General features: G+C 60.1%; 13 protein-coding genes. 9 read left to right on the forward strand and 4 right to left on the reverse strand.

Going from position 1 to position 14,504, the window contains the following annotated elements:
- The first annotated feature begins 126 nt into the window (after window positions 1-126).
- Window positions 127-1,263 (forward strand): SRT/SST family class C beta-lactamase, encoded by a 1,137-nt coding sequence (gene blaSRT, locus ACP3TA_RS17225; protein WP_069100787.1) that lies wholly within the window; start codon window positions 127-129, stop codon window positions 1,261-1,263.
- A gap of 30 nt (window positions 1,264-1,293) precedes the next feature.
- Here blaSRT and ACP3TA_RS17230 read toward each other — a convergent pair whose 3' ends face one another.
- Window positions 1,294-2,199 (reverse strand): LysR family transcriptional regulator, encoded by a 906-nt coding sequence (locus tag ACP3TA_RS17230; RefSeq protein WP_033650491.1) that lies wholly within the window; start codon window positions 2,197-2,199, stop codon window positions 1,294-1,296.
- Between the two features lie 103 nt (window positions 2,200-2,302).
- Here ACP3TA_RS17230 and ACP3TA_RS17235 point away from each other — a divergent pair, with 103 nt between their 5' ends.
- Window positions 2,303-3,457, forward strand: a complete 1,155-nt coding sequence (locus ACP3TA_RS17235) for a serine hydrolase domain-containing protein (protein WP_426784383.1) — start codon at window positions 2,303-2,305, stop codon at window positions 3,455-3,457.
- A gap of 45 nt (window positions 3,458-3,502) precedes the next feature.
- Here the strand turns inward: ACP3TA_RS17235 and ACP3TA_RS17240 are convergent, their stop codons facing one another.
- Together ACP3TA_RS17240 and manA are read right to left on the reverse strand one after the other, a co-directional pair.
- The gene (locus ACP3TA_RS17240) at window positions 3,503-5,035 is read right to left on the reverse strand and encodes a YdgA family protein (protein WP_033642967.1); all 1,533 of its coding nucleotides are present in this window, start codon (window positions 5,033-5,035) and stop codon (window positions 3,503-3,505) included.
- 141 nt (window positions 5,036-5,176) lie between these two features.
- Window positions 5,177-6,355, reverse strand: coding sequence for a mannose-6-phosphate isomerase (gene manA / locus ACP3TA_RS17245; RefSeq protein ID WP_033642968.1), 1,179 nt, complete (start codon window positions 6,353-6,355; stop codon window positions 5,177-5,179).
- Between the two features lie 176 nt (window positions 6,356-6,531).
- Here manA and ACP3TA_RS17250 point away from each other — a divergent pair, with 176 nt between their 5' ends.
- The 5 genes from ACP3TA_RS17250 to ACP3TA_RS17270 all read left to right on the forward strand — a co-directional run bounded on the left by ACP3TA_RS17250 (window position 6,532) and on the right by ACP3TA_RS17270 (window position 10,000).
- The gene (locus ACP3TA_RS17250; protein WP_145957723.1) at window positions 6,532-6,798 is read left to right on the forward strand and encodes a hypothetical protein; all 267 of its coding nucleotides are present in this window, start codon (window positions 6,532-6,534) and stop codon (window positions 6,796-6,798) included.
- A 33-nt stretch (window positions 6,799-6,831) separates the two neighbouring features.
- Window positions 6,832-7,164 carry a hypothetical protein gene (locus ACP3TA_RS17255; RefSeq protein WP_033642969.1) on the forward strand — a complete coding sequence of 111 codons (333 nt, stop codon included), beginning with the start codon at window positions 6,832-6,834 and terminating at the stop codon, window positions 7,162-7,164.
- Between the two features lie 228 nt (window positions 7,165-7,392).
- Window positions 7,393-8,790 (forward strand): class II fumarate hydratase, encoded by a 1,398-nt coding sequence (fumC, locus tag ACP3TA_RS17260; RefSeq protein ID WP_089197008.1) that lies wholly within the window; start codon window positions 7,393-7,395, stop codon window positions 8,788-8,790.
- A gap of 61 nt (window positions 8,791-8,851) precedes the next feature.
- Window positions 8,852-9,541 (forward strand): helix-turn-helix transcriptional regulator, encoded by a 690-nt coding sequence (locus ACP3TA_RS17265; protein ID WP_033642971.1) that lies wholly within the window; start codon window positions 8,852-8,854, stop codon window positions 9,539-9,541.
- Between the two features lie 90 nt (window positions 9,542-9,631).
- On the forward strand, window positions 9,632-10,000 hold the full coding sequence (locus ACP3TA_RS17270) for a VOC family protein (RefSeq protein WP_028128189.1): 369 nt from the start codon (window positions 9,632-9,634) through the stop codon (window positions 9,998-10,000).
- On the opposite strand, the gene tus is transcribed toward ACP3TA_RS17270, so the two are convergent.
- The gene (gene tus / locus ACP3TA_RS17275; protein WP_206195905.1) at window positions 9,990-10,928 is read right to left on the reverse strand and encodes a DNA replication terminus site-binding protein; all 939 of its coding nucleotides are present in this window, start codon (window positions 10,926-10,928) and stop codon (window positions 9,990-9,992) included. The two genes, ACP3TA_RS17270 and tus, sit on opposite strands and share 11 nt — an antisense overlap.
- Window positions 10,929-11,294: 366 nt before the next feature.
- On the opposite strand from tus, the gene ACP3TA_RS17280 reads away from it, so the two are divergent.
- Both ACP3TA_RS17280 and ACP3TA_RS17285 read left to right on the forward strand, forming a co-directional pair.
- Window positions 11,295-13,091 carry a glycoside hydrolase family 3 N-terminal domain-containing protein gene (locus ACP3TA_RS17280; protein ID WP_206195904.1) on the forward strand — a complete coding sequence of 599 codons (1,797 nt, stop codon included), beginning with the start codon at window positions 11,295-11,297 and terminating at the stop codon, window positions 13,089-13,091.
- Between the two features lie 126 nt (window positions 13,092-13,217).
- The gene (locus ACP3TA_RS17285; RefSeq protein ID WP_033642975.1) at window positions 13,218-14,504 is read left to right on the forward strand and encodes a glycoside hydrolase family 10 protein; all 1,287 of its coding nucleotides are present in this window, start codon (window positions 13,218-13,220) and stop codon (window positions 14,502-14,504) included.

The raw sequence follows: 14,504 nt of genomic DNA on the forward strand, positions 1-14,504 counted from the left end.
CGCGGCTGCCGCAAAATTGGCGGAGCCCGTAAAGGAATGACATCATCCATCAGGGAGTGCGCCGTGCGCAACGCCAATAAAAACTTTTGGCCGCGGCCGATGCCCTGCAACCGAAGAGCCTCTATCATGACGAAAATGAACCGCCTGGCGGCCGCGCTGATCGCCGCACTGATCTTGCCGACCGCGCACGCCGCGCAGCAGCAGGATATCGACGCCGTTATTCAGCCGCTGATGAAAAAATACGGCGTGCCGGGCATGGCGATCGCCGTATCGGTCGATGGCAAACAGCAGATTTACCCGTATGGCGTCGCCTCGAAACAGACCGGCAAACCGATCACCGAGCAGACGCTGTTCGAAGTGGGGTCGCTGAGCAAAACCTTCACCGCGACGCTGGCGGTCTATGCGCAGCAGCAGGGCAAGCTGTCGTTCAGCGATCCGGCCAGCCATTATCTGCCTGAGCTGCGCGGCAGCGCCTTCGACGGCGTCAGCCTGCTGAATCTGGCGACCCACACATCCGGCCTGCCGCTGTTCGTGCCGGACGACGTGACCGACAACGCCCAACTGATGGCTTACTACCGGGCCTGGCAGCCGAAGCACCCGGCGGGCAGCTACCGCGTCTATTCCAACCTCGGTATCGGCATGCTGGGCATGATCGCCGCCAAGAGCCTCGATCGGCCGTTTATCCAGGCCATGGAGCAGGGCATGCTGCCGGCGCTGGGCATGAGCCACACCTACATTCAGGTGCCGGCGGCGCAGATGGCCAACTATGCCCAGGGTTACAACAAGGACGATAAGCCGGTGCGCGTCAATCCCGGCCCGCTGGACGCCGAATCTTACGGCATCAAATCCAACGCCCGCGATCTGATTCGTTACCTGGACGCCAACCTGCAGCAGGCGAAGGTCGCGCAGCCGTGGCGCGAGGCGCTGGCCGCCACGCACGTCGGCTATTATAAAGCGGGCGTGTTCACGCAGGATCTGATGTGGGAGAACTACGCGTACCCGGTGAAACTGTCGCGGCTGATCGAGGGCAACAACGCCGGGATGATCATGAACGGCACGCCGGCCACCGCCATCACACCGCCGCAGCCGGAGCTGCGCGCCGGTTGGTATAACAAAACCGGTTCGACCGGCGGTTTCTCCACCTACGCGGTGTTTATCCCGGCGAAAAATATCGCCGTGGTGATGCTGGCCAACAAATGGTTCCCGAACGACGATCGGGTCGAGGCGGCTTACCGCATCGTGCAAGCGCTGGATAAGCGCTGATCGCGGGGGGGCGCCGTCGGGGCGCCCCTGTTACCGGTGCTGTCGCTCTCGCCGCTCGCGCATGAAATCGATAAAGGCGCGCAGCTTGAGCGGCAGATGCCTGCCGGCGGGAAAGTAGATGAAAAATCCCGATGCCTCGCTGGCATACTCCGGCAGCACTTCCACCAGATCGCCCTGCGCCAGTTCCTGCACCACCGTGCCCTGAAAACGTTGCGCGATCCCCAGGCCCGCCAACGCCGCATCCTTGATCAGCCTGTCTTCGTTAAAGATCAAACTGCCGCTGACGTCCAGCGCCCGCTCATCGCCGTGCCGACTGAAATACCAGGGCTCCAATTTGCCGCTGCCGGGAAAACGGTAGCGCAGGCAATGGTGCGCGAGCAGATCGTCCGGCGTGGCCGGCGCGCCGCAACGCGTCAGATAATCGGGTGAGGCAACCAGCACCCGGCGCTGGCCGTTGTCGATCGGCACGGCGATCATGTCCTTTTGCAGCATGGCGTGCATGCGAATGCCGGCATCGAAACTGCCCAGCACCAGATCGGAAAAGCGGTCTTCGGTAAACAGCTCCAGCTGCACTTCGGGATAGCGCCGCTGAAACTCCGCCAGGTGCGGCATCACCAGCAGCGAAGCGGCCAACTGCGGCAACGTGATGCGCAGCAGGCCCGCCGGCTGCGCGCCCAGGGCGCGCACGTCGTCCGCCGCCACGTCGATCTGGTTCATCGCCGGCGAGACCTTCTGGTAAAACAGTCGGCCCTCGTCGCTGAGGCGCACCGAGCGGCTGGTGCGGTGGAATAAGCGCACCCCCAGCTGATTCTCCAGCGCCTGAATGTTTTGCGACACCGCCGGCGGCGTGACGCCCAGTTGGTTGGCCGCGCGGGTGAAGTTGCCCAGCCGCGCGACGGCTTCGAAATAGGGCAGCAGCTGCAGGAGTGAACTCATCTATCAATAACCTGTGCTTAATGATTCATTAAATTATGCCTTATTTTAATTTATGACGAACGTTTTAGACTGATTTTTACTTTCCCTCAGCGAGATAAAAATCATGTCGGCAGAACAACGGGCGTTAACAGAACGGATCGCGGCGATCGATCAACAGGCGATGGCCGAAGGGCGCATCGTGGGCAGCGTGGTGCTGGTGGCGCGGCGGGGTGAAATTTGCTACGCCGGTGCGGCCGGTTATGCCGATCGCGAAGCGCGGCAACCGATGCGGCGAGAAACGCAGTTTCGGCTGTCGTCGGTTTCCAAACCCTATACCACGCTGGCGGCGCTGCGCCTGATTGAACGAGGCAAGCTGAGCCTCGACGATGCGGTCAGCGATTGGCTGCCGTGGTTTACCCCGGCGCTGGCCGACGGCCGGCGCCCGACGATCAAGATTCGTCATTTGCTGAGTCATACCGCCGGGCTCGACTATCGGCTGAACCAACCGCCAGCAGGCGTTTACCATCAGTTGGGGATCCAGGACGGCGTGGAGCTGTCGGCGTTGACGCAGGAGCAAAACCTGCGGCTGTTGGCGCAGGCGCCGTTGCTATCGGAACCGGGCGCGCGCTTCAACTATTCGCTGGCGATCGACGTGCTCGGCGCGGTGCTGGAGCGAGTGACGGGCATGCCGCTGCCGCAGCTGTTTGTCGAATGGGTGGCGCGGCCGCTGGGGCTCGGCAATACCGCGTTCCATGCGACCCATGCCGCTAACCTGGCGACGCCTTATTACAATACGCCGCAGGGGCCGCGGCGCATGCCGGAAGGCGTGCGGATCGCCTTGCCGGAAGGTATGGCGGGGGGAGAAGTGACGTTCTCGCCGGCGCGCGCGCTTAACGTCGGAGCCTATCCCTCCGGCGGCGCGGGCATGGTCGGTGATGCCGACGACGTGCTGCGGCTGGTGGAGGCGCTGCGCAGCGGCGGGCAGGGCATTTTGCAACCGGATACGGTGGCGTTGCTGCGTCACCCGCACGTCGGCGACGAGGCGCAAACGCAAGGGCCGGGCTGGGGCTTCGGCTTTGGTGGCGCGCTGCTGGTGGATCCAGACGCTGCGCAGACGCCGCAGCATGCCGGTACCCTGACCTGGGGCGGCGTTTACGGCCACAGCTGGTTCTTTGATCCAGAGGCGCAGCTGAGCGTGGTTGTCTTGACCAATACCGCATTTGAGGGCATGTGTGGCCGCTACCCGCAGCAGATCCGCGATGCGGTTTATGCGGCGTAAATAAAAAGGGCCCCGCAGGGGGCCCTTGTTAAGGCTTTCAGGCGATTACTGCGCCGGTGCCGGAGCGGGTTCCGCTTCCTGCGCCGGTTCAGCGTCTTCCGCCGGGGCGCCCAGCATGGCGAACTGGCTGATGAACTCCTGCAGCGACATTTTGTTGCCGTTCAGGTCAACCTGATTGTCAGCGTAGTGGAACTTGCTCGCGATCACGCCGTCTTTCTGGGTGGTCAGCTTGAACATCTGACCCATGGCAGCCAGGCCCTGCACTTGCTGCTGCGCCAGTTTCTGCGCGTCTTCCTCATTGTAACCCTGCAACAAGGCGGTCTTCGCGGTCACTTCGGTAGCCATCGCTTCCGGAATGGTCAGGCTGAGATCCAGCTTTTTAACCGCCTGAGCGATCACTTGATCCGGCGACTGTGCCGGGGAGGCGGCCTTGCTCGGATCGGTCATCGCCAGATCCAGCGTGAAGATGCTCTCACCCTTGCTGTTTTTCCAGCTCAGCGGGGCGATGCTGAGGCTTGGGTTGCCTTTCAGCAGCATCGGCAGGTTCTTTTGCAGCATCTCGGAGGTCTGCTGTTCGTAGACGTCCGGATCCAGGTTCTCGCCCTGCTGCAGCAGCGCCATGGTTTGGCGGTTGTAGCTGTCGGAGAAGTCTTTCAGCGCCTTGCCGTCGACGTTGTCGATTTTCAGCGTCAGTTTACCGGCGCCGAAGTCGTTGCCCTGCACCTTGAGCGCGTCCATGGTGTAATCGATCTGGCCGCCGATATTGCTGCTGCCTTGCTCGCCGAACTTGCTCACCAGATTGAAACCGTCCAACGCCACGGTGTCTTTACCGTCGATCGTCAGTTTGAACTGCTTCAGGGTCATCGTCTGATCGCCGAGCTTCACGCCGAACTTGCTTTCGTTGCTGTTGCCTTTCAGGTTGAAGCCCTGGAAGGTAATCTGCTCGTTTTGGCCGAATTCGTTCGGGCTGGCGAACACGATGTTGTCGCTGTTGGCGTCCAGCGCGATTTTTTTCAGATCGCGGGACACGTCGGCGTCAATGGTGGCGCCGCTGAATTTCAGCGAAGACTTATCCTTCTGGTAGTCCAGTGGGATAAAGTCGATGGTGGACGCAGTATCGCCGCTGTAGGAGATGCGCGAATCGGCGGTAAACAGCGATTTGCCTTTGGTGGTTTCAAACAGGCCTTTCACCGCCGGGGTGTTTTCCAGCTCGGTATGCACCGACGCCATGCTCGGCAGCAGGTTGAATTTTTTCAGCTGCGCGAACGGGAACGGACCGTGATCGATGGTTTCCAGGAACGCCACTTCTTCACCGGCTTTCAGCGCCGCGTTTTCGCTGGTATCCGTGCCGTCGGAGCGCAGCACATAACGCACTTTGCTGCTGAACAGGCCGCGCTGGTAATTTTCATAGCTCAGCTTGACGCCGGCTTTCGGCAGATAGGCTTTCAGTTGGCCGTTGGCGTTGTCGACGACTTCGCCCATGTGCTGCTCGATCTGTTTCCCGGTGTACCAGGATGCCCCGGTCCATGCTGCGCCAAGAACGACAATGACGCTGACAGCGACTAACGATTTTTTCATAGCTCTGTTTCATCCTTTTTTCTTATAACCCTCCGTTGCGAGGGAGGGGGCAAATGTGGGCCGACAAAAAACGCCCGCAGGCGTTTAATTGTGGGGGCAGCTCTCGCTTTCAGCAAGCAATTTGCTGAAATTTATCAACGGTTAGGCCAGTTGGTTATAAACCCGGGCGATGCGGCCGCTGCCGCTGACGTTGACCGGCGATTCGAAGGCGCCGATAAAGCAGGATTCACCCGGTTTGAGCGTCAGGCGCTGCCCGGATTTTTCCAGCGTCGCTTCGCCGCTGACGCAGAACACGATAGCCGCGCTCCGTTGCGCGAGCGCCTGCGGCGCGGCGGTCAAATCGTGCAGCGAGAAGGCGAAATCTTCCACCGGGATCGGGAAGAACAGTTCGTTGCCGCGCCGCTCCGGTTGGGTCAGCAGGCCGGACGCCGGCTGCGGGCGGAACTGCAGGTTGGCCAGCAGCTCGGGCACGTCGATAAATTTCGGCGTCAGGCCGGCGCGCAGCACGTTGTCCGAGTTGGCCATCACCTCCAGCGCCACGCCTTTCAGATAGGCGTGCGGCGTTTCGGCATACAGGAACATCGCCTCGCCCGGCGCGAGCTGCACCACGTTCAGCAGCAGCGGTGAGAACAGACCGCTGTCGTCCGGATAGAAACCGGCGATGAAGCGCACGGTATCCCAGGGTTCACCCTGCTGGTTGTTGAGCGCGGCTTTCAGCACGCCGAGCGCCAGCGACTTTTGCTCGCCGCTCATCGTCAACAGGCTGGCGAACAGGGTAGACAGATGGGCGGTGTCCGGCTGCTGCAGGAAGGTGGCGATATCGTGGTGCGCGCCGGCGATCGGCTGCAGCAGGGAGACGATATCGGTCAGTTCGCGAAAGCCGTTCATCGCCAGGAACGGCGTCAGGGCGAAGACCAGCTCGGGCTTGTGATTGGGATCTTTATAGTTGCGTTCGGCGGCGCTCAGCGGGATGCCGGCGGCGTTCTCTTTCGCGAAGCCGATCTCGGCCGCCGCTTTGCTCGGGTGGACCTGGATAGACAGCGGTTGATCGGCGCAGAGCACTTTAAACAGGAACGGCAACTCGCCAAAGCGGCTGGCGACGTCAGCGCCCAGCTGCTTTGGCTGGTCTTCATCGATAAGACAGCGCAGCGAACGCAGTGCGCCATCGGCGCCGGGCACGCGGGAAGGGCTCTTGGGATGCGCGCCCATCCACAGTTCGGCCATCGGCTGATTATCCGGGTTGGCGATGCCGTAAAGACGGGTCAGCGCATCGTGGCTGCCCCAGGCGTAATTCTGTACCGCGTTGGTCATTTTTTGCATGTCGATAAACGTCCTTTGCGTCATTGCCGCACTAATGGCAATAACTTACTGATTTTATACGATTCGCTTCATCTGTGCCGACAACCATCATACGCCCGCGTCGGCAGGAACCCTCATGGGCGCGATCAAAACAACGCCGGATAAGGTTGCGTCCGGCCACGCGGCCAGAGTATAGCGTGATAACGATCGGCGTCTCAAATGGCTCACCGGCCTCAAGAGGGCCCGATAAATCCGCCAATCGATCGTTGATTGTAGGGAAAGAAATTATTGCCGACAGCGCAGGCTTTCTACGTCATTATTTATTTATCGGCATGTCAAAGTATGTCGGCGGAATTTATTTTTTACCTTATGAGCCATTCCCTTATTATTATTTTTGCGCCAAGTCGGGCGATCACACGCCGAGCTTAAACCTGAACGACAGACCGCTTTACCGTAGCCGTTAACGAGTCGATTTAACGAAATGAGAGGTCTGTTGCATGAAAAAATGGTTGCTGTTGTTGGGGCTTTGCACCGGGGCGGCCCAGGGGGCGGTGATCGTCACCTATCCCTACGCGGCCCCGCGCGCCGTGGTGGTAACGCCGGCGCCGATCGTCGTTGCGCCCGCACCGGTCGCGCTTCCCGCCGTGACTGCACCCGTGGCACATCCGCTGGCGCTCACCGCCGGCGCGGTGGCGACCGGGGCGTATCGCCATAATGAACGGCAGGATGCCTACGATGAGATCAATCATTTGCAACAGCAGCGGATCGATGAACTCAATCACTTACAGGCGCAGCGCATCAATAATTTTAATTCGCGTCACGCGCGTTAATTTCATCTCCGCGTTTATTATCCCGGTTCTTTCTTCGCCTTTATTTCGGCGCGGGTTAACCGACGGCAAATAACCGCGTCATGAATGGGTAAAAGAGATGAATCGTGCTGTGAGATAACTCTCTTAATGCGAATAGTTATTATGTCACTATACTGGGAATGCGTGCCGACGGGGGGTAGCGCGTCGGCCTAACCCTACAATTTTAGGAATTATGCTAAGGAGACAATGATGGCAGGCGTTCGTATCGAAAAAGACTCCATGGGCCCCATCGAAGTACCGGCCGACAAGCTGTGGGGCGCACAGACCCAGCGCTCATTGGCGCATTTCCGCATTTCCTCCGAAAAGATGCCGACCGCGCTGATCCATGCGCTGGCGTTGACCAAGCGCGCCGCCGCGCAGGTGAACGTGGACCTGGGGCTGCTGCCGGCCGAGCGGGGCGCCGCCATCATCAACGCTGCCGACGAAGTGCTGGCGGGCAGCCATGCCGACCAGTTCCCGCTGTCCATCTGGCAAACCGGCTCCGGCACCCAGACCAACATGAACATGAACGAAGTGTTGGCCAACCGAGCCAGCGAGCTGCTGGGCGGCGTGCGAGGTGAAGAGCGCAAGGTGCATCCGAACGACGACGTCAATAAAAGCCAGAGCTCCAACGACGTGTTTCCCACCGCGATGCACGTGGCGGCGGTGATTGCGCTGCGCGAGCACCTGATCCCCGAGCTGAAAGTGCTGCACAAGACGCTGAGCGACAAGGCCGAAGCCTACCGCGACATCGTCAAAATCGGCCGCACACACCTGCAGGACGCCACGCCGCTGACGCTGGGCCAGGAAATCTCCGGCTGGGCGGCGATGCTGGCGCACAATCTGAAACACATCGAAGACAGCATCCCGCACATCGCCGAGCTGGCGCTGGGCGGCACGGCGGTCGGCACTGGCCTGAATACCCATCCGGAGTACGCGGTGCGCGTCGCTAAAGCGCTGGCGGAATTGACCCATCAGCCGTTCGTCACCGCGCCGAACAAGTTCGAAGCGTTGGCGACCTGCGATGCGCTGGTGCAGGGGCACGGCGCGCTGAAAGGGCTGGCGGCTTCGCTGATGAAGATCGCCAACGACGTGCGCTGGCTAGCGTCCGGCCCGCGCTGCGGCATCGGCGAGATTTCTATCCCGGAGAACGAGCCGGGCAGCTCCATCATGCCGGGCAAGGTCAACCCGACCCAGTGCGAAGCGATGACCATGCTGTGCGCGCAGGTGCTGGGCAACGACGTGGCGGTGAATATCGGCGGCGCTTCCGGCAACTTCGAGCTGAACGTGTTCCGCCCGATGGTGATCCACAACTACCTGCAGTCGATCCGCCTGCTGGCCGACGGTATGCAGGGCTTCAACGAGCACTGCGCGGTGGGCATCGAACCGAACCGCGATCGCATCACCCAGTTGCTGAATGAATCGCTGATGCTGGTGACGGCGCTCAACACCCATATCGGTTATGACAAAGCGGCGGAAATCGCCAAGAAAGCGCACAAGGAAGGGCTGACGTTGAAAGCCGCGGCGCTGAAGCTCGGCTATCTGACCGAAGCGCAGTTCGATGAATGGGTGCGCCCGGAGGCGATGGTCGGCAGCATGCAGAAATAATTGATCTGTGAGGCAACCGGGGGCTTACTGAGGTAAGCCCCTTTTTTATGGAGAAATTAAGATGTCGCGCGCACAACGTTTACTCGATCTGATGCAGCTGTTGCGCAGCCACCGCTATCCGGTGGCGGGCCATGCGTTGGCGCAGACGCTGGGCATCAGCATGCGTACGCTTTACCGCGATATCGCTACGCTGCAGCAGCAGGGAGCGGAGATCGTCGGCGAAGCGGGGCTCGGCTATGTGCTGCGCCCCGGTTTTATGCTGCCGCCGCTGATGTTCTCGCAAGCGGAAATAGAAGCGCTGGTGCTGGGCATGCGCTGGGTCAGCCGCCGCGGCGACAGCCAGTTGGCGAGCGCCGCGGGCCAGGCGCTCGCCAAGATCGCCGCGGTGCTGCCGACGGCGCTGCGGGAGGAGCTGGAGGCCAACACGCTGCTTATCGCACCGGCTCAGTCGCCGCCGGTGGCGGATGAGATGCGGGTGTTAATCCGTGACAGCATCCGCCGCGAGCGCAAGCTGCATATCGACTATCTCGACCTGGCGGGGCAGCGCAGCGAACGCCTGCTGTGGCCCTTTGCGCTGGGCTTTTTCGACCAGTTCCAGATGCTGGTTGCCTGGTGTGAGTTGCGTCAGGCCTTTCGTCATTTTCGCCTCGATCGCATTCAGGCCGCCACGCCGCTTGAACAGCGTTATCCGCATGGCCGGCGGCGACTGTTGAAAGAGTGGCGGTTGAGCGAAGGCATTGCGGAACAATAACGACACGCTGCTGCCATAAACTGTCAGTCGCCTCCTTTAGTCTGTGCCTATCGGGAACCAACCGGTTCCCATCACCCAGAGGACAGACCGATGACCCTTCCCAGCATGACCCTGCTTTACGTCGATAACCCGCTCAACAGCGCCGCCTTTTATCAACGCCTGCTGGGGCAGGCGCCGGTAGAGCTTTCTCCCGGCTTTGCCCTGTTCGTGCTCAACAACGGCTTCAAGCTCGGGATGTGGGCCAAACAGGGGGTAAAACCCGCCGCCACGCTGACCGGCGGCGGCGGTGAACTGGGCTTTTTATGCCAGGATCCGCAAGAGGTGGAGGCGCGCTATAACCAGTGGCGCGAGCTCGGGCTGCCTATCGAGCAAACGCCAACCGAAATGGAATTCGGCTACACCTTTGTGGCGCGGGATCCGGACGGTCATCGCCTGCGGGTATATGCCCTCAGCGAGTAGTGCCGTCGGTATACAGGTGCAGGCGCGGCACCAGCAGCCGCAGCGGCCTGGCGTCGGGTTTGTAGCGATGCTTTACTGCGTCGGCGTCGTAGTTGAGCAGTTCGCCGATCTTCGGCACCGCAGCGCCGCTTTCAACCTGACACAGGGCGATCAGCGGCAGCGGGCAGGGGTGTTGCACCTGCTTTTGCAGCTGCTGATACCACACGCGGGCGATCGGCTGCACTTTGACCGGCCGCTTGATTTTCAACGTCGCATGCTGCGGCAGACGGCTGACATCGTCTATTTCGCGGCTGACCAGGGCGGCCCACTGTTCACGGCTGTGCGGCGGCACCGCGCGGCCGGCTTTCAGACTTTTCTCCAGCTGCGCCAGGATGTCGTCCCGTTTGACGTTTTTGATGATGTGCTTGTTGGCCCAGCCGAAGCGCACCGAGTCGGGATTGGTCAGGGCGGTGAGGGTGCGGTAGGCGCTGAGGGTAATCAGCCCGTGCAAATGGGTGTGCACGAATTCGAAACGCTGCTCCGGCGCCAGGCCGGAATCGACGGTGATAATCTGCTCCAGTTCGCCTTTCAGGCGGTTGATCAGCGCCAGCTGCGCCTGCAGCGCCTGATACTCCGGTTGCTCCACCGCCAGACAGATGACGCCGGGCAGGCGCACGGCGGCCTTGCTGCTGACATTCTCACGGTTATGGTGGATGAAGAGCCGCTGATAGTGTTCCAGCGCCAGATCGCGCGCCGCTTGCCCCACATGCTGCTCGACCGCGATATGCGAAATGGCCTGATGTTCCTGGCCTTTTTCTACCTCCGGCAGGCTGAACACCCGCGCCGCCAGCAGCCGCAGCGGGGTTATCTGCTGCTGCAATGCGCCGAGGGCTTGCTCCAGTTCGGCAAAGCAGGCGTTCATCCGGCCAATCACATCGTATTTGCTCATCATATGCCCCTATTTTAGTTACAACATACTATAGGAGAGTAGCGGACTGGGGGCAACATCGGCAATGGGACAATACTCGGCTTAACTGCCCGCCCGGCTTACCAGGGGGAAATAGGGCGGGCAGCAGGGGGAATTCTCTCGCTCGTCTGCTACGCATGCGGGCAAGTGTGATTGTCGAAAATAAACCTGCTCTTCTTATGGTTTTGATTCATTGATGGATTTTTTGCTGTTCGTTTGTCTTCTGTTTAATCCATTTCCCGTTTGCCGTTGTCCAAACGCTGGAACAAACAGAATGGCAGGACGCTATGAGCTCTTGGGGTTATCTTTTCTTCTGTCATTAACGGGTGCTTTAACAGGAGGTTTACTGTGGATATTAAACAGAAAGTCAAAAACATGACGCTGGAAGAGAAGATCGGGCAAAAAATCATGCTGGATTTTCGCTACTGGGATCGGAACGGTAGCAGCAATCAGGATATGACCGTTCCCGATGAAGCCATTGGCAAGCTGATCACCGATAACCATGTGGGCGGGGTGATCCTGTTTGCCAATAATCTGAAAGATAAGCAGCAGATCAATACGTTAACGGCCTGGTATGCCGCGATGAAAACCCACGCTGGCATCCGCCTGTTCATTGGCACGGATAACGAGGGCGGTAACGTTTTCCGGCTGCCGCGCGGCGACTATGCCTCATTCCCCGGCAATATGGCGCTCGCCGCGGCGATTGAGGGCGGCGCGGATAAACAGCTCGCCGTTGAACAGGGCAAACTGATGGCCCAGGATATGCGCGCGTTGCATATCAATACCAACTTTGCCCCGGTTGTGGACGTCAACACCAACCCGTTCAACCCGGTGATTAACGTTCGCGCCTTCAGCGATGATAAGAACGCCGTTTCCCACCTGGCCGAGAAAATGGTGGCGGGGATGAAGCAGCAAGGGCTTATCACCGCTTACAAACACTTCCCTGGCCATGGCAGCACCTCCACCGACTCGCATACCGGTTTGCCGCGCGTCGATCGTACGCGGGAAGAGGCGTTTGCCATCGATATCGCGCCTTACAAACAGGCCATTGACCGCTGTGCGGTGCCGGACATGGTCATGACCGCGCATATTCAGTACCCCGCGCTGGATAACCGCCAGATCGACACCCGCAGCGGCGAAAAAATCACGGTGCCGGCCACCATGTCGCATGAAATTCAGACCCGCATCCTGCGCGATGAGCTGGGTTATGCCGGCGTAACGATTTCAGATGCGCTGGATATGGGTGCGATTGCCGAGCATTTCAGCCAGCAAGGGGCGGCTGAAAACGTCTTTGCCGCCGGGGTGGATATCGCCCTGATGCCTGTCAGCATCGCTTCGCCGGCCCAGGCTAACCTGCTGCCGGACCTGATTCGTTACCTCGCGGACCGGGTGAAAACAGGGCATCTCAACGAGGCCGATATCGATGCTTCGGTCGAGCGCATTTTGCGCCTCAAATTACGCCATCACCTGATGGGGCATCGCGAGGCCCCTTGTTCCAGCAGCGTTTCGTCCTCAGCGCATAAGCTGGAAAAACGCATCGCCGATCGCTCCATTACCGTGGTCATTAACCGCCACAGCCTGCTGCCGTTGAAAGACAAGGCGCTGCGCTATTTTATCCTGACCCCGTGGGGTGAGCAGGCCAAAGGCATCGCTAACGTGATGGCGCAGGAGGGCTACCAGAACGTCGTTGCCGCGAAGGAAACGGAACTGAGCGATGCCCAAATCAGGGCGCATATTGCCGATTGCGACGTGTTCCTGCTCGGCACGCTTTCGACTCGCTTTACGCCTGCCGAGCAGGATGGGGTCGTGACCTCCGCAACCGGGGCGGCTAATGATACCAGTCCTTATCCGGGCTGGTTGAAATACGCCGCCGAGCAGGGGAAAAAACGCGTTCACCTCTCATTGCGCGCGCCTTACGATATCGTGAACTATGCCGCAGACGTGGATGCAGCCGTCGCCACCTATTCTTACTACGGGTATGACAGCGGCGTATGGCGCGGTCCCTCGATGATATCTCTGGCACAGGTGCTGACGGGGAAAATCAAACCGCAGGGCAAACTGCCGGTCAACACCTGGCATGACTACGATGAGGAAACCAATACGGGCAAGGTGGCGTTCCCTCGCGGGACGGGGCTGAGCTGGTAATGGGACAAGTACCGGCGTCGTCAGAAAGGGCGACGCTGGTCGCGGGATAGCGTTGATAAAGCGGGCGGTTTCTTGCTCTGCACGATACGACATGGGATAACCGTCACTCACGGAAGGAGAATATTTATGCCGACAGGCGCAACAAAATTAGGCGGATGGCTGTTGATGGCCGCCATGCTGGGCGTGAGCGGATGCGCCAAACCCCCTGAGCCGGAAAAGCCTCCGCAGCCTGCACCGCCGGTCACACCGATGCGGGGCATCTGGCTGGCCACCGTCATGGGGCTGGACTGGCCGCCGGCGGCCTCCCTGAAAGCGGAAACCGCACCAGAGCGAATTCGCCTGCAGCAGCAGGCACTGACGGACGCACTGGACGACATGGTGAAAACCGGGATTAACACGGTGTATTTTCAGGTTAAACCGGACGGAACGGCCCTGTGGCGTTCTGACATCTTGCCCTGGTCGGAGGTATTGACCGGCACCGTGGGCCAGGATCCGGGTTACGATCCGCTGGCCTTTATGCTGAAAGAAGCGCACCGGCGCGGCATCAAAGTGCACGCCTGGCTGAATCCTTATCGGGTTTCCATGAATACCCGGCAGCAAACGATTGATGCGCTTAATCAAACGCTGCAGTCCCCGCCGGCCAGCGTCTATGCGCTGCATCCCGACTGGATACGTACGGCCAACGACCGCTTTGCGCTCGATCCTGGCTTACCCGATGTGCGCAACTGGATCACCGGCGTGGTGGCTGAAGTCGTCAAAAACTATGACGTCGACGGCATTCAATTTGACGATTATTTCTATTATGAGACGCCGCAATCGCCGCTGGATGATGAAAAGACGTATCGCGAATACGGCAAAGGGTTTGCAGACAAGGCCAGTTGGCGAAGAGACAATACGCTGCAATTGATAAAACAGGTTTCAGCCACCGTCAGGGCGCTAAAGCCCGCTGTCGCGTTTGGCGTCAGCCCGGCGGGCGTCTGGCGAAACAAAGCGGACGATCCCGCCGGCTCGGCGACTCAGGCCGGCGCGCCATCGTACGATGCGGCCTATGCCGATACGCGCCAGTGGGTCAAACTGGGGCTGCTCGACTACATAGCACCGCAGCTGTACTGGCCCTTCGATCGTGAAATAGTTCGCTACGACGTGCTGGCCAACTGGTGGGCCGAGGTGGTGAAAGACACGCCGGTTCGGCTTTATGCCGGGGTGGCGCTGTATAAAGTGGGCACGCCATCGGCGAGCGAACCGGCATGGACCGTCGACGGCGGCGTTCCCGAGCTGAAAAGGCAGTTGGATCTCAACGAGAGCTTGCCGGGGATGGGGGGAACCATCCTGTTCCGGCAACGTTATCTGACCGAGCCGCAAACGGATAAGGCCGTGGAGTACCTGCGCACCCGCTGGAAAACCGGTCAATAA

This window comes from Serratia sp. 2C06 (genome assembly GCF_050037615.1).
In the GTDB taxonomy this organism is placed as follows: Bacteria; Pseudomonadota; Gammaproteobacteria; order Enterobacterales; family Enterobacteriaceae; genus Serratia; species Serratia ureilytica.